The following is an 18,740-nucleotide window of genomic DNA, read 5'->3' as shown; positions in this document are numbered from 1 at the left end:
TATCTAATAAAGCGCTTCAACTTTGTGAAATATACACGAAAAACAGGCAAATGGCTAAAAATAACGAAATATGATACGCTCAAAGGACAAAAATTAATCACAAGGAGGCAAGTCAAATGATTGAATACCGGACTGTCATTGAAAGCGGGGGTAGCCACGAAATTGAAGTGAAAGGCTCCAGATTTATTTGTCATGCAAAACGCGTCTTCAATGAAGAAGAAGCCAATACATTTATTCAAAAAATTCGCAAAGACCACTACAAAGCTACCCACAATTGTGTCGCCTTCCAAATCGGTGAGAAAAATGAGATTCAACGAGCGCTAGATGATGGCGAGCCATCTGGAACAGCGGGCGTCCCTATGCTAGAAGTTTTAAAACAACGAAATTTACAAAATATTATCGTAATTGTCACACGTTATTTTGGTGGAACTAAATTAGGTGCTGGTGGGCTTGTACGTGCATACTCCTCAGCAGTTTCTGAAGGGTTAGATGCCATCGGTCAAGTAGAACGTAAGCTACAAACCCAATTAGACATTAAAGTTGCTTATCCATTAACTGGTCAATTAGAGCATTGGATTGCTGAATCACCATATAGCTTATTAGACACGACTTATCTTGCTGACGTGACTTATCATTTAGGCGTCCCATCTGATTTAGTCGACCAAATTCAAGCTGAATTAGTTAATCTAACCAGTGACCAAGCCGAGTTCGCTATCGGTCAAGAAGTCTACGTAGACCAACCAATTACTTACTAAGCTATTCATCACATTCAACTCCAATCAATAAATCATCTTGCATTTTTAAGATGATTGGAGGACAATATAAATGTAAACCCTTACAAATGGAGGCACTAATATGGAAATTAAAAAACAAATTGCAGATAAGTACTTGAAAACATACATGGTTGAAAAAGATCCGGGATCAGCAGCTTTAATTGCTTTCCCCACTTCCACTGATGAGGTGGTCGCATTTATTAAAGATGCCAATGCAAGAAAGCAACCCACGATTACGATCGGTAGTCAAACTGGTTTAACGAGCGCAACTTATCCTATCAACAATGCTTGGTTACTCAGTTTAGAGAAAATGAATAAGATAATTTCATTAGATGAACAAACATTAACCTTAACTGTTCAAGCAGGTGTAACCTTATTTCAAATCCGCGATTATCTAGCGAATACACCTTATTTCTATGCCCCTGACCCTGGTAATAAAAATGCTTCAGTAGGTGGGAATGCCTCTACAAATGCCGGTGGTATGCGCGCAATCAAGTATGGTGTAACCCGTGACAATATTCGTGGTTATGATGTGGTATTAGCTAATGGAGACTTAATTCATGTTGGCTCTTTAAATAAAAAAGATGCCACAGCTTATGATTTAAAAGATCTTTTTATAGGCGCTGAAGGTACACTTGGTGTTATCACAGAGTTGCAATTGAAATTAACGCCACGTCCAGCTTTCGAAAAGTCTGTTATTCTTGGTTTTAATTCATTAGATGGTGTGTCAGACGCTATTTTTGAAGTTGTGAAATCACCTGTTCAACCCGTCGCTTTAGAACTTTTAGAAGAATCAGGTATTCACTATTCTGAACAATTTATTCAAAAGAAAATGCCTGAAGTTCATGGTGAAGCTTTCTTATTGGCAACTGTAGCAGACAACGCAGCCGACGGATTAGCCTTCCAACTTGAAGCCATTCAAGCCCTTGGAAAAAAAGCTGGCGCAATTGAAGCGCGCGAACTTTCTGAAGATGAAGCCAGCGAAATGTGGGCCATCCGCGATAATATCTTGAACGGTATCGTTTCTAGAGGTGACTGGAAGATGTATGACCCAGTCGTCCCTAACCACTTGTTCACTGACCTAGTGAAGGAAGCTAAACGCTTAGGAGACAAATATCATGTCCAAACAGGCTTCTTTGGACACGCAGGAGATGGCAATATTCATATTTGTATCTTACGCAGTGATCAAGATGATGAAACTTGGGAACAAATTAAACACGACTATGAAAATGATTTATTCCCATATGTTGCCAAACAAGGCGGCTTATTATCCGCAGAACACGGAATTGGTTTAGAGAAAAAAGCATACCTACCCTACTTCAAAGACGACGCCTATATGGCAGTATTAAAATCCATCAAACAAGCCATGGACCCAAATAACATCCTAAACCCAGGAAAAATGTTTAACTAAACAGGATGTGAGCACCGACGCTCAGAAAGAAAACGTTGGAAGTTTAGTGCAGTAGATGACACAGTTAGCTACAAACTAAGCTGAAACGCAGTTCTTTCTAGAGGTGCGAACTCAACTCCAGGGTGAGAGCGAGACCGCTCAGCTCAATAACGATGGAAGACTATAGCCGTATCACACACAGTGTGATGCAATATAGTCTGAAGCGGAAACCTGTCTATCCTGCAGAACTCAACTTGCAGTGAGACCGCCCTTAGAAAAGTTTTTCTAAGGGCTTTTCTGATGACTCCTTCTGTAAGGAGATCCCCTGACAGAAGGATGTGGAGCATACACGAGCATATCCACATTTCATCATAATAACTTCTTTTCGATTTGCACTTATGAACATAAGTTATGAAACTACCTGAAACGTTGATATAACAGTAAATTAAAATCGTATTCATAAGTTATACCTTTTAAATGCAAATACTATAAAATATATATTATAATAAAAGTAATATATAACATAAAAATTGAAAGACCGGAGGGGAAACAAATGAATGAAGCATTAAAAATAGAAAATATAAATAAATTTTTTGATGAGATTGGAAAACCGGTGTCTACAAACTTTGTATATGGATATGAGGATCCTAAAAATTCTTCATTTTTGCTTTTAGGAAGTCTTTCTGTTATTGACCAAAAGTATTATATAGCAGCCTTTTTCGAAAATGAGATTGTTCTTGCACCACTGACTAGAACTGGTAAATTTCAGGGTAACTATATAAGTATACCTCAAAATCAAATTAAAGATATTAGAGTGAAGAAAGGTTTAATACAATACAAGGTAATAATAGATATTGATAATCAAAAATATATCTTAAAGTGTAATAAATTCATCTTCAATATACCATGGCAAAAAGAAAATATTCAGCATCTAGAAAATAATGCATGGTACATTAAATAGCTAAAGTCTATCATAATTACTAAACGTAAAGGCCCCCTAAAGTTAGTTTTTTCTCTAACTTTAGGGGGCCTCTATATATCTTAGTATTTTTATACCAAACTAAATATCACCTTTCTTTAGGGTAGTTATTTCGGCTATGCCCTTCTCATCAACTTTGATATCCACTCTCATATTTTGATTCTTTAGCATAACCTTTTATTAATGATTTTCTTGTTCTAAAGCATAATCCTCATACACTTGATTAGCGTCGTAATCTAATTGCCATACTGGTGTATAAATAGGGTTAATAGTCACCGCATATTCATCTGTTTTGGGATCATTATAATAACTTAATACGGTTTGAATATCAGGATTATTTAAATCTTTTTCTCGAACCGCAATAGTTAAAAAGTATTCAGGTGGGGTCTGTTTAGGATCCTCCATAGCTAAAGCATCATCCACAGCGTATCCTGCATCCTCAAAATAAGAAACGGCTGTTACTGCTAAATCTAAATCCTGTAATGCTCGAGGTAGTTGTGCTGCCGGCATATAAGTAAAGGAAATATTTTTAGTATTTTCTATAATATCGTCTTCTGTAGGAAAAGCGCCTACATCATCAGCCAAAGTGATTAGTCCAATACTATCTAAAAAATGGAAAATATAGCCAATACTTACATCGTCTTCATTCATCCCAATAACAGCATTATTGGGAATATCTTCTAAGCTCTTCACATTCTTGTCACTAGCATATAATCCTAACCTAGCAACTAACGAGAAGCCAATCGGACGAATTTCATTATTAGCCTCTTGATTATAAGTATACATAAAAGGGATATATTGAAAATTACTTATATCAATTTCACCTTCAGATAATGCATTATTGGCAGCTGTAAAGTCACTAAATAATACAGGTTCTAAATGAATATTCTCACCTGCTTCTTCTAAACGATCTGCTACATTTTGCCACATATCTTCTGTAATTGAGGAGACGACACCCACTTTTAAGTTGACTAACTCTTTATTCGTTGTTTCATCTTGACTTTGTTCAGTTTGATTAATATTTGTACCACTATCAGTAATTTCATTATGACCACATGCCATCATTACAGGTATTAAAAGTAGCACCCACCATAATTTTTTCATATAACTTCTCCTAACCTTAACTTATAGTGTATTAAGTAGTTTTTAAATAAAAATAAAAGTAACGAAAACTAATTAAATCATCATTTTATTTTTTATGCTTGAAAACTCATTTAAATATAAACATATGCCCAGTAAGTTTCATGCTATTTAACTTAGTTGACTAAAGACATTTTCAATAGTGTCTTCAAATACTAAGGTGTCGTGATATGGGATTTGAAGTGGTGATTTGTTTACAACGGTTAGGTATTGTCCTCGGAAGTAGTTTAAGAATCCAGCTGCTGGATATACGACTAAACTTGTTCCCAAGATCACTAATAAATCTGCTTGGCGAATTTTATCCACCGCCCCGTTCACTACTTCTTGGTCTAATTGTTCTTGGTATAAGACAATATTAGGTCTTACAATGCCTTTATCAATTGGACAGCGTGGAATACCATCCTGGTCTAATTGAAGTTCTTCTAATTTATAATGATGACCACATGAGACACAGTAGTTATCTAAAGTGCTACCGTGTAATTCATAAACCGCTGTTGAACCAGCTTTTTGATGCAAACCGTCAATATTTTGTGTAACTACTGAAACATCTTTACCAGATCCTTCCAAGCTGGCAATAAATTCGTGCCCTATATTCGGCTTGGCATCTGGATAGACCAATTTATCAAAGTGATAGGCAAAGTATTCCTTTGGGTATTGTGTAAAGAACTGATGCGAAACGATTTCTTCTGGGCTATAAGTCCCTCCTAAATCTTCCATGAAAAGGCCATTCGCGGACCGGAAATCAGGAATACCAGAGGCTGTAGACATCCCCGCTCCTGTAAAAAAGACAATACGTTGACTATCCTGAATTTGTTGTTTAAATTGTTGAATTTTATCGTCCATCCTAATCCTCCTTTAAGTTAATGCTCTACTTATTCTAACATTACCAAATTTATCATGCGAAATATCAAACTATTAAAACTTGAGCAAACCAAATGCTTATAAAAATAATAGAAAAATAGCCTTTGTGAATAGTAAAATCACAGAGGCTATCTCTACTTACATAATACTTTAATGATTTTTAGGTTTTATAAATATCGAATTCAGCATTGAGCTTATCGTCGCAATTACCAGTAAAGTAAATCCATTATTTTCAAGATTTAGTATATCCAACACAAAGAAATAACTACATATTAAAAGGATGCCTATAATCAATTGTTTGAACCACTCTGGCGTTTTATAATAAAGAACATTCTGAATTCTATTATCCTGCCTTATTTTTAAAGCCAGAAATAAATATAATGCTAAAAATATCAATCCTACAAAGAAGGTTATCAGCATACAAATCGCCTCTTTCTATAAAACCCCAAGACTATTCACTTATAAGTTATCAAAATAGGGTACGGACTTCAAATAATTTTACCTATAAAATAAATAGCACTTACAAGATTGACTTCGCTTTAGATCTTTAATCAAAAGAAGAGAGCCAGAAATATCCGACCCTCTTAAGTGTGCACCGAAGTAACACATCTCTATTCACTAAGCATATAATTTTTATTACCCATTTAACGCAATCACTATTTGTCTAATTGGTTTAACGGTAGAATTTCTTCTTCAATGATTTCTTGATATTGTTTTTTTATTTTCTTCCAATAATTTAATCGGGTAAATCCTTTACTTCGATATTGATTTAAAAATTTCTCGGTATCCATATTATCCTTTAGGTTTTGTTCACCAATTTGTCGGCCTTCTTTTTCAGGGATATAAGAATCCACTAAATATCTAAAGTCTTCTTTATTAAAATAATAGTCTAAAGCAATATCTGTTTCTATTTTATCTTTTCTGGCTTGAACTTTTTCTCTAATTTTTTTAGAAACACTAAATTCATCTGTAGCATTCGTGCCCATAAATAGTGCTTCTCGCCAAACTTCATCTACTAACTCTCCTAATTTAGGGTTACTTTCTTTAAATTTAGCAAGGTGTACTTCTACATCTTTTAATCGTTTATCCGTATTTTTAGCTGTAGGTTCATTTACAATAGACTGCATTAAGAGCATTAAGTATTCATAATCAATTTGTTGCTTGCCAACTTCAGACAATTGATAATCAAAATCAATTGTTATCTCGTCTGGATTATCTTCATCGTTTTTACGAATGATCTCTAACGCATTTTCATACTTTCCATGATAATCTTCGATTTTATCGGGATTCAAACCAAATTTTTGTGAAAACGCCTCTTCGTTATATTCCATATAAACTTGAATGGCTCCGTAAGTTTTATCAAATTGTTGATAAGCATTCACAAATAGTTTTAAGCGGTCCAAATCATCATTCATATCAATACTTTCGGGATTAGGTGCAACTTCATTTAATTTATGAAACGCCTCAATAAATCGTTCATAACTTTCTTCCCAGTTTGGTGCTTGTATTTCATTCTCACCACCATTTGAATACAAGTAGAAAGCTTCTTCCACTGCTGATTGGAATCGATTTGGATATTCAAATACTAAAACTTGCCCATATCTTTTATCGCGGTCATAAATCCGGTTGGTTCTAGAGAAGGCTTGTATAATCCCTTGTGGTGTCATTGGTGGTCTATCGATTAATAATAAGGCTGTAGATGGTGAATCAAATCCGGTTAATAACCGATCTACAACAATCACAATATCAATTTGTTCGCTACGAGATTGGTAGATATCTCTTTTTCGAGCTAAACGATTATTGACATCATGGTTAAATGTTCCTATTTGTCCTAAATCAAAATTGGTATTGAACATTGCATTATAATCTTGCATCACTTTTTTAAACTGTTCTTGGCGTTCAAACGATGTTTCTTCGGTTTCTTGCAGTGAGTATGTTACCGTTACTTTAGGGAAGTCAGCAACATGTCGTTTAGTTTTTTCTGAAATCTTAACTGAACTTTCCCCTCGGATTACTTGTTGAAACAATTCGTAATAGCGTTGTGCATCCGGTATTGATTTGGTTGTTAATATAGCACTATATGTCTTACCGGGACCTCTATTTAATTTAAATTTATGCCTTGAATTATTGATGATTTTGTCAATGACTTGAAGTTTATGTTCATCACTTTCGTAGGCTTCTTTAGGTAAATATTTCTCTATTTCTTGATCAGTTAAATCCGCTACATCAATGCCTTGTTGGATAACGTAATCAAGCATAGAGTCTTTGTCTACTGTATCGACATACTCTACTTGAAAACCCAAAACAGCATTATCATGGATAGCTTCCTTTACAGTATATTCATGCAATCTAGGCCCATATTGCTCCTCAGTTGTCCGTGCTAGGTTCCCCTTCTCGTCTCTCGCATTCTCCGCAAATATCGGTGTGCCAGTAAAGCCGTACCAAAGTGATTTAGGGAAGAATTTAATGATTTCTTGCTGCTTTTCTGGGGATACAGCTCGGTGGCATTCATCTACTACAAAACCAAGGTTTAAGTTACGAAGTCGTCTTGCGTTTCGATTATCTTCTTTATTCGCATATCTTTTCATGACATGGTTTAACTTTTGAATAGTCGTTACGATAAGATTGCGCTCACTAGAAAGTAATTTTGTTACTAAGTCTCTGACACTATCCGTTTGGTCAACCGAGACGACATCATTTTCAGCATAAGATTGGAATGCAGTACCAGTTTGTTGGTCTAAATCCTTTCGGTCCACAATAAAAATGGTTTTATCTAAAGATGAACCCTTTCTTAATAAATTACGCGCTACTTTGTACGACGTAAGCGTCTTACCTGACCCTGTCGTATGCCATACATAACCAGATCGTCTCATAGCTACTGCACCCTCAACTGCTTGAATCGCATGAATTTGATAAGGGCGCAACAGGATAACTGCTTTCTTATCTCGATCTAATACTGAAAACTCAGTAACCATTTTATGAGCTTGCGGTATAGATAACACTTCTCTAGCAAACTCTAAATATTTATTGACACGTTTATTTTCCTTATCAACCCAAGAAGTAAGAAATTCTCTATTTAAATGCTGTGCATCGGCGGCTGCTATATACTTCGTATCCACACCATTAGTTACGACAAACATTTGAAGCGTTGAAAAGATGCCTCTATATTTACCTTCTTCAGAATACTTTCTAATCTGTTCAAAAGCAGACATATAGCCGACAGTCTTTTTCTTTAATTCAATTTGAATCATTGGCAAACCATTAATCAATAAAGTAACATCAAAACGGCGATCTCGATCCATTTCAGCTTCTCGGTCTACACGATATTGATGAATTACTTCATAAACAGAAATTCCTCCTGAAACGTTATCACTTCTAAAGACTTCTAACTGAACCATACCTAAAGATGCATCTTCTCTTTGTACATCAACCTTCGCAATCCCATTTTCTCCTCTTAACCAAACTGCAGCTTGATAAGGTGAAGAAAAATTTAACTGAGATTTGATTTGTTCAAATTCCAAATCTGTTAAAGGATTATCAACCAAATATTTTTTATTATTCATAAACAAAATATCTTTAAAATTTTCCCATAACTGTGCTTCAGTTTTAATATCATCTCTGGGCTGCCATTGTGATTCTCCGTTAACTAATTGATCAATTAAACATTCTTCCATCTCCAACTCAGAAAGCCCCATATTCTCACTCCTACACTGGTTTATCATTACTGATAATATAACATATTTATATACCCAAAAAACTATTCACGATTGGGAACAGTGTAAGTTAGGCTCAATTTATGACTTTAGTAAAGGCAAGGGATTACCATTAAATAGTTTTACTTATTCTAAGGATGATCCTGCTATTGCTTATGGACATTTATATACAAAATATTCAGAAGTAATTAGTGAAGTGTATCTAAGTTCTAATGATCAGGGTGTATTATCAAAAGATAATGATTTACTGTTTCCGGGATCTTCTACAGTTCCTAATGGTACGGCTCAAGCAAATGCAATTACGTTAAATAATATTAAACTTGGTGGGGATATAATAATTGGCAGACCCAAACAAAATGTTCTTGTTTCATCTATTTTTATGAGTTATCAAATTAATTCACAAAGACAAAAGTTATTTCCTATCACTGTTGGTACAACCATCACTCATATGTATGGGAAAGATCTTTCTAAGATTAAATTTTCTATAACAAGCTATTCAGAACAAGAAAAAATAAGTGAGTTTTTCAAACAATTAGATAACATGATCACTCTTCATCAAGAAAAATTAGAGCATTTGAACTTAATTAAACAATCATTATTACAAAATATGTTCACCTAAAAAGGCTGCAACCCCTAAAAATTCATGAGACTGGTTACAGCCGTTGCGCTCATTATACTAAGGAAGACAAGTGTCTCATAATCTTATCGTTATCTTGATTTTCAAGTTCATGAATAATATGTAAGTATGTTTCTTGAGTTGTTGACATGCTAGAATGTCCTAATCTTCTTGCTACAGTCGCTATTGAAACTCCTGCAAATAATAGTAATGATGCATGTGTATGTCGTAGACCATGGATAGAAATTTTAGGTATATTAGCACTTTGGCATAAGGCTTGAAGTCTATTATTAACAGTTGAATTATATACTCGCTTCTTCACAAAGATTAAAGTTTCGTCATCCATATTTCTAGTCAATTGTGAAAATTGCATAGCAGTTTGCCAATCTAATTGAATTTTTCTTTTAGAAGACGTATTTTTAGTTTCTTGGAAAGATCCCTTAGGTGATTTATAGTCCCATGTTTTACTTATAGTTAATTTTTGTGTAGTAAAATCGAAATCTTTAGGGGTTAAAGCAAGAGCTTCAGAAAAACGAAGACCAGTTTTGATAATTAGTAAAATAAACCAGTCCCAATTAATATCTTCTGATAAATCCATTTGCCTAATTAATGCTTGAACTTCAAATTGATTGAGATATCTTGGCCTTTTATTTCGAGGTTTAATGCCTTTAATTACTACCTTTCTCGTTGGATTGATTGTGAGTATTCCCTCGTCCATTGCATCAAAAATAGCACTTTTAATTTGGTGATGAAAATCCATAGTTGTTTGCTTTTCATGGGTTAATGCGAAATCATTAAGTAAGGATTGATATGATTTTCTAGTTAAATCAGCAATTTTTAAATTTGGTGCAAGATGTTCCAAATGTTTTTGACTATTATAATACTTACTTAACGTTATTGGACGAATAGCTCCAACTTTGTAGAGCTCAATCCACTCAAGAAAGTACTCAGATAATAATAAATTTTTTCTATTTGTTTTCATAATAAAACCTCCATAAAGTAGTGATGATTTACCATCGTTATATATTATGGAGGTTTTAATGTCCTTAAATAAACATTTGTTGTAGTAATTCTTTTTTTAATAATTTTAATTGATCTAATTTATGATGATGAACAGTGATAAGGTTGTCCAGTTCTTTGAAAAATACACCAATTTTTTCTTGTTCGTTTTTATTGGGAATAAAAACTTTTACACTGTTAATATCGGAGCTATTATACGAAGGTAAGGCTCCTACTTGTGCATACCTAGGTAGATAAATAGTTTCAAATAATATTTTACCAAAATCTGAATTCCAAGAATCATCAAATATATACGCCATAGTATTGTTATCAAGTAAAAATGGCATTCTAACAATACGCTTTCTGTTTAACATAATTGCTGCACCAACTTTTGCAAAGATCACAGCTGGAACATTCATTATTGGTTTCCAATTTCTTTTTTTAAGTTGTTCTGTATCAACATAATTATTTGAATTTTTCATTTCATGTTCATTTCCAATATTATTCATATCAGAAACTTTAAAAAATGGAATCCCTTTTTTACCACCTTGTTCCTCATCTGGAAAACCAATTCCAGATTTTGATTCACCTAATTCCCCCAGCTTACGCTGTTTCCAATCTTCATTAAAGTTAGCAAACCTTAATTTAGGTACAGTTTCGTCCTTTTTTGGAAACATTTGCTGTAATAATGCTTGTTTGAGCTTTTCTAATTGCGCTAACTTACGCTGATGAAGAGTAATAGTATTATCAATTAGTTTTATAAAATTTCCAATCTTGGTTTGTTCAGATAATATCGGGAAAGCAAAAATTAGTTTTTTAAAATCAACTGTTGTAAAACTTGATTGATTAACTGCAGGTTTCGTAATCATTTTAATGCTATTTTTATATTGTAGCGTTTGAGTTAAGGTAAACCAAAAATAAGAGTTAAAGTCATTATTTGTTTGAGCTTTAAGTATATTAGTAGTATAGATTGTATTTCTAGAAATAGCTTCCCTAACTATAGCTGCGGTTCCCATTTTACTTTCGCTATTAATAAAATTAATTAGAATGTTTTCTTTTTCAACCAAATAATTTTCAATATTAGCACCCTGGGGATCATCAGAATACCAATATTTAATATCTGCTTTTAAATCTAGCATGCCATTTTTAATATTATTAGCTCTAATCACCGGTACCCCTATATCTTTATTGGATAGCATCCTAGAAAGCCCACTCTTAAGTTCAACAAGAGTATCACCTAATTTACGCTGTTCCCAATCATCAGTAAAGCCTTTAAATCGCAGTTTTGGAACTCTTTTTTCATTTTCTTTAGCCATTATTTCAACACCTCTTTCAAGGCATCGATAATGTCTTTTGTTTCTTCCGTTACCTGTAACTCATCCACCATTGATAATAATTCTTTAGATACTGCTGCAATTTCCTGATCTGTTTGTTTGATGTCATTTCTTAGAGCTACTACATCGATTGGTTCAGGGTCTTCAAATGTATCCACATATCGTGGGATATTTAAATTAAAATCATTTTCAACAATTTCATCATAGGTAGCTACATAAGCATATTTCTCAACTTCTTCACGTTTTAAATACGTCTCATAAATCTTATCTATATGTTGCTCTTCTAATAAATTTTGATTTTTAGCTTTAGTGAATTCTTGGGAAGCATCAATGAATAGTACATCGCGTGTTTCACGATGTTTCTTTAAAATAATCACTGTAGTTGGAATACTAGTGTTATAGAAAATGTTGGATGGTAACCCAATAATAGTTTCTATAGCACCATTCTCAAGTAAGGCTTTACGAATTTTTCCTTCTGCAGCGCCCCTAAACAAAACACCATGGGGTAAAACAATTGCCATTACACCATCATTCTTTAGGTGATAATAGCCATGTAATAAGAAAGCAAAGTCTGCTTTAGACTTTGGAGCTAATACACCGTATGGTGAAAATCTTGGATCGTCTAAGAAACCCTTTGCCGCTGACCATTTCGCAGAATAAGGCGGGTTCATTAGTACACCATCAAAATTGGTGGGTTCATCTTGTGGCCAGTCTTCATCAAGTGTATCCCCATTGCGTAACAACTGATTCTCTGGCGACACTTCATGTAAGAACATATTCATACGGGCTAAGTTAAATGTTGAGGTATTCATTTCCTGACCAAAATATCGAATAGTGTTAGGTTCATTAGAATATTTAGATGCATTTAATAATAGTGATCCAGAGCCCAAAGTCGGGTCATATACAGTAAATCCTTTTTTATTTTCTCGGCCTGCCATGACTATTCTAGTCATTAAGGTAGCTACTGGTTGAGGGGTGTAGAATTCTCCTGCCTTCTTACCCGAATCCTCCGCAAATTGACCAATTAGGTATTCATAAGCATCGCCCAATACATCACCTGTATAATTATTAAAATTTAGATCAGCTAGCGCCTTCATCACAGCAGCAATTGTTTCATTTTGTTTTTGCGGTGTCCCACCTAATTTCTTCGAATTTAAATCAATATCTTCAAATAAGTCTTCAAAAATTTTATCTGACTGCTCAATATCCCGCAAACCTTGTTGTAAGTGTTCCCGTTGAAAAGTATGTTCATCAATTTCATCCACTAAAGCAGAGAAAGTTAGCTCTGGTTTAATTTCGTAAGCCATATCATCCTTTAGTGCGTATTTTAAATCTGCTTGTATATCCTCATCTAGGTATGCTTCTGTATAAATCTTTTGGGCTTCACCCAAATCATTTGATTCATGTTCTAATAATTCTGTAGAGTGTACTAACATAGTATCAGATAAGTATTTATAAAAAATGAGTCCCAATAAATATGATTTATATTCATTCGCATCCATTTTTGATCTTAAAATATCTGCCGAGTTCCATAACGCTTGATATAGTTGTTGTACCGTTTCGTTCGCCATTTATAGTTTTCCTCCATACTTGAAATCACGCTATAAGACAGCGTTAGCATTATTATAGCACCTTTAATTGTTTAATAAACTATCCAAAAATTATTTATATAAAAAGAGCCAGATCAATCTGACTCTACAAGATATACATATAAATCAAAATACACTGTTTCACCGATAAGTTTGCGATTTATATTATTTCCAAGCTTTATTAAACAAGTCTGAGGGCTAGAACTAACCTAGCATACCTTTACAGTGAAACAGGATGACTGACCCATATCAGAGAGTTGCCATTTATGCCTTACTCTCTGAATCGTCAGGCAAGAAATTAGACCTTGGCTAATTTCGGTCCCACTGCACCTAAGGTAATGATAGGTGAGAGTGAAAGCCGAAGGTTACCTCATAGCATATTACATTTGCTTTGAAGGTAAGTCCGGTGCTCACACCTTATCCAGTCGGGCTCGTTCGACCAGGTCAAGTCCTGTGAAGCTGAGTTCGCACCTCCAGAAAGAACTGCGTTTCAGATTAGTTTGTAGCTGACTGTGTCATCTACTTGCACTAATCTTCCAACGTTTTCTTTCTGAGCGTCGGTGCTCACATCCTATGAAGTTGAGTTCGTCAGGGCAGATAGGTGTCCACTTCAGAATAGTTTGCGTCACACTTTGTGTGCCACGGCACTATTCTTCCATTGTCTCCTATCTGGACGCCCTGCCTCACATCCTATCCAGTCGGGTTCGTTCGACCAGCTCAAGTCCGCTTCAGACTATATTGCATCACACTCGTGTGATACGGCTATAGTCTTCCAGCGTTATTGAGCTTAACGGTCTCACTCACACCCTATTTCCACCATTCGTCATAAACGGTGATTGGTAATTCTCGTTTGTGTTGGGTTTTTAGGTACCAGTTTTCGATTTTTTCAGCGGCTTCTTGGGCTACTTCTTTGCCTTCTAAGTAGTCGTCTATGTCTTGGTAAGTAACACCTAGGGCTACTTCATCAGCTAAGCCAGGACGGTCTTCTTCTAAGTCAGCTGTTGGTACTTTGACATATAAGTGTTCTGGTGCTTGTAAATATTCTAGGATAGCACGTCCTTGGCGTTTATTTAACCGCCAGATAGGTAGGATATCTGCTGCGCCATCACCGAACTTGGTATAGAAGCCTGTGACTGATTCTGCAGCATGGTCTGTTCCAACAACAACGCCTGCATTTTCACCTGCGATGGCATATTGTACTAACATCCGTTGGCGAGCTTTGATGTTACCTTTATTGAAGTCAGAAATGTCTAGGCCACCCTTTTCCAATTGTTCAACGGTCGCATCAACGGCTGGCTTGATGTTAACACGTACCGTTTGATCAGCTGCCATGAAATCTATAGCGTCCATAGCATCCGCTTCATCGGCTTGGTTACCATAAGGAAGACGGACTGCGATGAATTGGTATTTATCATCACCAGTTTCTTCGCGTATTTCAGTTATGGCCATTTGGCATAGTTTACCAGCTAGGGTTGAATCTTGCCCACCAGAAATGCCTAATACTAAGCTTTTTAGAAATGGATACTTATGAAAGTAGGCCTTGATGAAATCGATGGTACGTCTGATTTCTGCTTCTGGATTAATACTAGGTGCTACTTTTAAGGCATTTATAATTGCTTCTTGTAATGGACGCATGGTATTCTCCCCTTCTATTTCTTTATTCATCAACTGAGTCTTCGTTGATGCGTTCACGAATTTCAGCGATTGAATTCATTTTTAAATCGTATAATTCTTGCGATAAATCAACTGGGTATGGTTCTGGATTCAACATACGGCGATACTCTGACCATAAGGCTTCCAAGTGCTCACGAGAGAAATTGCGCACTGTTTCTAGTGTTGGGATATCGTAAACTAATTCACCCTTATCAATAATGGTAGTTAATAATGGTCGCGCATTGAAATGACGAACCGTCTTATTGATATATGTATAAGTTGGATGGAACATGAAGATAGACTCAGCGTCATTAGGATCTTCATTCATGGTTGTAATATAGTCCCCTTCAGATTTACCATCTTTCTTACGGGTAATACGCCAAATTTGTTTCTCTCCTGGTGTTGTAATCTTCTCTGGAGATGAAGAAATTTTCATTGTTGGGACCATATCGCCATTTTCATCTTCGATAGCACATAGTTTGTAAACAGCCCCTAAAGCTGGCTGGTCGAAGGCAGTAATTAGCTGAGTACCTACACCCCAAGCATCAATTTTAGCGCCTTGCATTTTCAAGTTTAAGATTGTTTTTTCATCTAAATCATTTGAAGCAGAAATGATTGCATCAGGATAACCTGCTTCATCCAACATCTTGCGGATACTTGATGATAAGTAAGAAATATCACCTGAGTCGATACGAACGCCGACAAAACGTGATTTATCTTCCATTTCGTTGGCTACTTTAATTGCATTTGGTACGCCTGAACGAAGGGTATCATAAGTATCTACCAGGAATGTACATTTTTCATGGGCATTTGCATAAGCTTTAAACGCTTCATAATCATTTTGATAAGCTTGTACCATAGCATGCGCATGGGTTCCTGAAATTGGAATATTGAATAATTTACCTGCGCGTACATTTGAAGTAGAGTCGAATCCACCAATGTAAGCCGCACGAGCACCCCAAATAGCCGCATCCATTTCTTGGGCACGTCTTGAACCGAACTCAGCTAATGCATCATCCCCAGCGACATTACGGATACGTGATGCTTTGGTTGCAATTAATGTTTGATAGTTGATAATATTTAATACTGCTGTTTCGATTAACGTACAATCAGCTAATGACCCTTTAATTTGCATCAAGGGTTCATTTGAAAAGGCAATTTCCCCTTCTTCCATGGAACGAATTGTGGCATCGAAATGATAGTTTTTTAAATAGTCTAAAAAAGCTTCAGGATAATTTTGTGTTTCCCGTAAGTATGCGATGTCATCATCGGTAAATTTTAAATTTTGTACATATTGAATGACACGTTCTAGGCCTGCGAAAATGGCATAGCCACTTTCAAACGGATTTTTACGGAAGTATACTTCAAAAACCGCTTGTTGGTCAGCTTTTCCAGCATCCCAATAAGTCTTCATCATATTGATTTCATATAAATCTGTATGAAGTGCCAGGCTATCGTTGGTCGTTGTCTTCATTTTCTTATTCCCTCCAAGAATTGCAATTTGACTTTCCTTATTATACCACTATTCCTCAACTAGTTGTCACCTCTAGGTACTTATATCCTTGTTTTAGTAAGCAAAAAAAGCGTTAGCAAACAGTATATATGACTGTCGCTAACGCTTAATTGACTTTTCGTTTATAACAATTTGAATGAAGAACTGATCTGTTTAGAAATCAGCGGTCTCACATCCTGTTTAATCGAGCTCGCCAGGGCAGACAGGTGTCCACTTCAGAATAGTTTGCATCACACTTTGTGTGATACGGCACTATTCTTCCAGTGTCTCCTGTCTAAACGCCCTGTCTCACATCCTATGGAGTTGAGCTCCAAATGTCAGACTCGTGCCACTTCAGGATTCGGCTACATGATTTTTAATCACTCCGTCTAATCCTTCCATTGTTACGAGTCTAAACGACATTTGTCACATCCTTTTTTAGTCGGGTTCGCGTCTCCAGAAAGGACTGCGTTTCAGATGAACTTGTAGCTGACTTCGCCATCTACTGCCTTCATCTTCCAACGGTTCCTTTCTTGGCGTCGACGCTCACACCCTATCCTATGACATCGATATTCATTTCTTCTGCTTCTTCTCTTGTTACTGTTGGTTTTTCGTCTTCGTCTATTCCTGATGAGGATACTTTGTCGAAGAGGATTTTAATAGTTTGTAATAAGATCTTGAAGTCTAGGAACATTGAATATTGTTTGATGTAAATTAAATCAAAGTTCAATTTAGAGTTAAAGTCTGTGGCGTATTTACCGTAGACTTGTGCGTAACCTGTGATACCTGCTTGTACGTTATGACGTAGGTAGTAATGCGGGTTTTCTTCTTGGAATTGGTTCACGAAGAATGGTCGCTCAGGACGTGGTCCAATCATGGACATATCGCCGCGTAACACATTCAATAACTGTGGCAATTCATCGATACGCAAGGCACGAATATATTTACCAACTGTTGTAACACGTGCGTCATTTTTCGTTGCAATCATTGGACCAGATTTTACTTCAGCATCCGTTGTCATAGACCGGAATTTCAAGATATCAAACTCTTCGCCACCTTTAGTAATACGTACTTGGCGGTAAAATACTGGACCTTTAGAAGTTAATTTAATAATAATCGCTGTAACCAACATGATTGGTGAGGCTAAGATTAAACCAACTGAAGCCATCATAATATCTAACCCTCGTTTGATCAACGCTTGGTCCGCTGGAATTGCGAAGTCTGAGGTTTCAATAATCGATTCATCTTCAAAATTCATAATATTTGGATTAACCATTACCAGGTTTTCAAATTTAGAATTTAAGAATAGTTTTTTATTGGCACGCATCAGCAAGTCATAAATTTTTAATTTTTCACTTTCATCAATTTGCGATGCCAGATATACAATATCATACTCATCTAAACGGCTCTTCACATTGCGGTAGTAATCTTCTAATACCACATGTGTGACGATATGACGTGTACTTTTTGAATTTTTGAAATTATATATTGCCGGGAAAACCGCTTCTTCAGATCCAACAATCATTACCCGTTTTGTAGATGCATAGCGTCGATAAATATCGAAAACTAAGGCTCTAAAAATGTAAAGCATGACTACGCTAACCGCAAAATCAATCAAGACGACTGAACGCGGAAAGGCTAACCATCTACCAGCAAAACTTAAGACCATAGCAACAACCGCTAAGATACCCTGACTGATGATGGTAATGAAGAAGAGATCACCTTTGGTTTTATCGTAAAGGATATAAACCCCAAATAAAATATTAATAATTACAAAGATGATTAATATCCAACCAATTGCCCCTTGGAAAGCTTCATAGTTTTTCAAAGGTACATATCGACCATACCGCAAAAAGAATGAAACAAGATAAGAAAGGAACAAGATTAACGCTTCTGTTGCCACGATAACTACGCGGTACCAGTTCGTCCATTCTCCGTTTTTTTGCATTTTTTCACCCATTTCATTATATATATACTATAAGTAAGCACCTATAATCCCTAATATTCTACCATAACCCGACTGAATTATAAGCCTATTCTAGTTAAAAAACTTTTAAATTATAGTAGAAAATTAAAAAAGCAGCTAGCTTTTACACTAACTGCTTCAAAGAACTGGCTCTACAATATATAGGACTGATGACTAAAAAAGTCATTGGTCCAATTTTTTTCGCAAAAAAACGAGGATTCCATTATCATTAAGT

Annotated in this window: 13 protein-coding genes; 4 read left to right on the top strand and 9 right to left on the bottom strand. The window is 35.6% G+C overall.

Annotated features, from left to right (window positions below):
- Positions 1 to 116 precede the first annotated feature (116 nt).
- From CJ191_RS03895 to CJ191_RS03885, 3 genes are all read left to right on the top strand, one after another.
- Positions 117 to 755 (top strand): YigZ family protein, encoded by a 639-nt coding sequence (locus CJ191_RS03895; RefSeq protein WP_102199036.1) that lies wholly within the window; start codon positions 117 to 119, stop codon positions 753 to 755.
- 100 nt (positions 756 to 855) lie between these two features.
- Positions 856 to 2,184, top strand: coding sequence for an FAD-binding oxidoreductase (locus tag CJ191_RS03890; RefSeq protein WP_102199035.1), 1,329 nt, complete (start codon positions 856 to 858; stop codon positions 2,182 to 2,184).
- 532 nt (positions 2,185 to 2,716) lie between these two features.
- Complete coding sequence (locus CJ191_RS03885) at positions 2,717 to 3,124, top strand: hypothetical protein (RefSeq protein WP_102199034.1); 408 nt, start codon at positions 2,717 to 2,719, stop codon at positions 3,122 to 3,124.
- Positions 3,125 to 3,322: 198 nt separating this feature from the next.
- Here the strand turns inward: CJ191_RS03885 and CJ191_RS03880 are convergent, their stop codons facing one another.
- The 3 genes from CJ191_RS03880 to CJ191_RS03865 all read right to left on the bottom strand — a co-directional run bounded on the left by CJ191_RS03880 (position 3,323) and on the right by CJ191_RS03865 (position 8,838).
- Positions 3,323 to 4,246: a MetQ/NlpA family ABC transporter substrate-binding protein gene (locus tag CJ191_RS03880; RefSeq protein ID WP_102199033.1), complete on the bottom strand. Its 924-nt coding sequence runs from the start codon at positions 4,244 to 4,246 to the stop codon at positions 3,323 to 3,325.
- 147 nt (positions 4,247 to 4,393) lie between these two features.
- On the bottom strand, positions 4,394 to 5,125 hold the full coding sequence (locus CJ191_RS03875; protein WP_102199032.1) for an NAD-dependent protein deacylase: 732 nt from the start codon (positions 5,123 to 5,125) through the stop codon (positions 4,394 to 4,396).
- Positions 5,126 to 5,799: 674 nt separating this feature from the next.
- Complete coding sequence (locus CJ191_RS03865; RefSeq protein ID WP_102199030.1) at positions 5,800 to 8,838, bottom strand: type I restriction endonuclease subunit R, EcoR124 family; 3,039 nt, start codon at positions 8,836 to 8,838, stop codon at positions 5,800 to 5,802.
- On the opposite strand from CJ191_RS03865, the gene CJ191_RS03860 reads away from it, so the two are divergent.
- Positions 8,801 to 9,475: a restriction endonuclease subunit S gene (locus CJ191_RS03860; protein ID WP_102199029.1), complete on the top strand. Its 675-nt coding sequence runs from the start codon at positions 8,801 to 8,803 to the stop codon at positions 9,473 to 9,475. The two genes, CJ191_RS03865 and CJ191_RS03860, sit on opposite strands and share 38 nt — an antisense overlap.
- Before the next feature lie 52 nt (positions 9,476 to 9,527).
- Here CJ191_RS03860 and CJ191_RS03855 read toward each other — a convergent pair whose 3' ends face one another.
- The 6 genes from CJ191_RS03855 to CJ191_RS03830 form a co-directional block, all read right to left on the bottom strand.
- Positions 9,528 to 10,454: a site-specific integrase gene (locus tag CJ191_RS03855; RefSeq protein ID WP_102199028.1), complete on the bottom strand. Its 927-nt coding sequence runs from the start codon at positions 10,452 to 10,454 to the stop codon at positions 9,528 to 9,530.
- Between the two features lie 64 nt (positions 10,455 to 10,518).
- Complete coding sequence (locus CJ191_RS03850; protein ID WP_102199027.1) at positions 10,519 to 11,787, bottom strand: restriction endonuclease subunit S; 1,269 nt, start codon at positions 11,785 to 11,787, stop codon at positions 10,519 to 10,521.
- Positions 11,787 to 13,376, bottom strand: coding sequence for a type I restriction-modification system subunit M (locus tag CJ191_RS03845; protein ID WP_102199026.1), 1,590 nt, complete (start codon positions 13,374 to 13,376; stop codon positions 11,787 to 11,789). Before CJ191_RS03845 ends, CJ191_RS03850 begins: the two co-directional genes overlap by 1 nt.
- Before the next feature lie 825 nt (positions 13,377 to 14,201).
- On the bottom strand, positions 14,202 to 15,029 hold the full coding sequence (gene nadE / locus CJ191_RS03840) for an ammonia-dependent NAD(+) synthetase (RefSeq protein ID WP_070467818.1): 828 nt from the start codon (positions 15,027 to 15,029) through the stop codon (positions 14,202 to 14,204).
- Between the two features lie 22 nt (positions 15,030 to 15,051).
- Positions 15,052 to 16,521, bottom strand: a complete 1,470-nt coding sequence (locus CJ191_RS03835; RefSeq protein ID WP_102199025.1) for a nicotinate phosphoribosyltransferase — start codon at positions 16,519 to 16,521, stop codon at positions 15,052 to 15,054.
- Between the two features lie 571 nt (positions 16,522 to 17,092).
- Entirely contained in the window at positions 17,093 to 18,487 is a 1,395-nt protein-coding gene (locus CJ191_RS03830) for a sugar transferase (protein WP_180960930.1), read from the bottom strand.
- Positions 18,488 to 18,740: the final 253 nt, after the last annotated feature.

Origin of the sequence: Aerococcus viridans, from assembly GCF_002871935.1 — a bacterium.
Lineage (GTDB): Bacteria > Bacillota > Bacilli > Lactobacillales > Aerococcaceae > Aerococcus > Aerococcus viridans_B.
Note: the sequence above shows the minus strand (reverse complement) of the source record. Positions and strands in the feature narration are given on the sequence as shown.

Excerpts from the sequence above, each read along its gene's own strand:
- CJ191_RS03895 (WP_102199036.1), top strand. The coding sequence starts at position 117 with ATGATTGAATACCGGACTGTCATTGAAAGCGGGGGTAGCCACGAAATT.
- nadE (WP_070467818.1), bottom strand. The coding sequence starts at position 15,029 with ATGCGTCCATTACAAGAAGCAATTATAAATGCCTTAAAAGTAGCACCT.
- CJ191_RS03885 (WP_102199034.1), top strand. The coding sequence starts at position 2,717 with ATGAATGAAGCATTAAAAATAGAAAATATAAATAAATTTTTTGATGAG.
- CJ191_RS03880 (WP_102199033.1), bottom strand. The coding sequence starts at position 4,246 with ATGAAAAAATTATGGTGGGTGCTACTTTTAATACCTGTAATGATGGCA.
- CJ191_RS03890 (WP_102199035.1), top strand. The coding sequence starts at position 856 with ATGGAAATTAAAAAACAAATTGCAGATAAGTACTTGAAAACATACATG.
- CJ191_RS03875 (WP_102199032.1), bottom strand. The coding sequence starts at position 5,125 with ATGGACGATAAAATTCAACAATTTAAACAACAAATTCAGGATAGTCAA.
- CJ191_RS03845 (WP_102199026.1), bottom strand. The coding sequence starts at position 13,376 with ATGGCGAACGAAACGGTACAACAACTATATCAAGCGTTATGGAACTCG.
- CJ191_RS03835 (WP_102199025.1), bottom strand. The coding sequence starts at position 16,521 with ATGAAGACAACGACCAACGATAGCCTGGCACTTCATACAGATTTATAT.
- CJ191_RS03850 (WP_102199027.1), bottom strand. The coding sequence starts at position 11,787 with ATGGCTAAAGAAAATGAAAAAAGAGTTCCAAAACTGCGATTTAAAGGC.
- CJ191_RS03830 (WP_180960930.1), bottom strand. The coding sequence starts at position 18,487 with ATGCAAAAAAACGGAGAATGGACGAACTGGTACCGCGTAGTTATCGTG.
- CJ191_RS03855 (WP_102199028.1), bottom strand. The coding sequence starts at position 10,454 with ATGAAAACAAATAGAAAAAATTTATTATTATCTGAGTACTTTCTTGAG.
- CJ191_RS03865 (WP_102199030.1), bottom strand. The coding sequence starts at position 8,838 with ATGGGGCTTTCTGAGTTGGAGATGGAAGAATGTTTAATTGATCAATTA.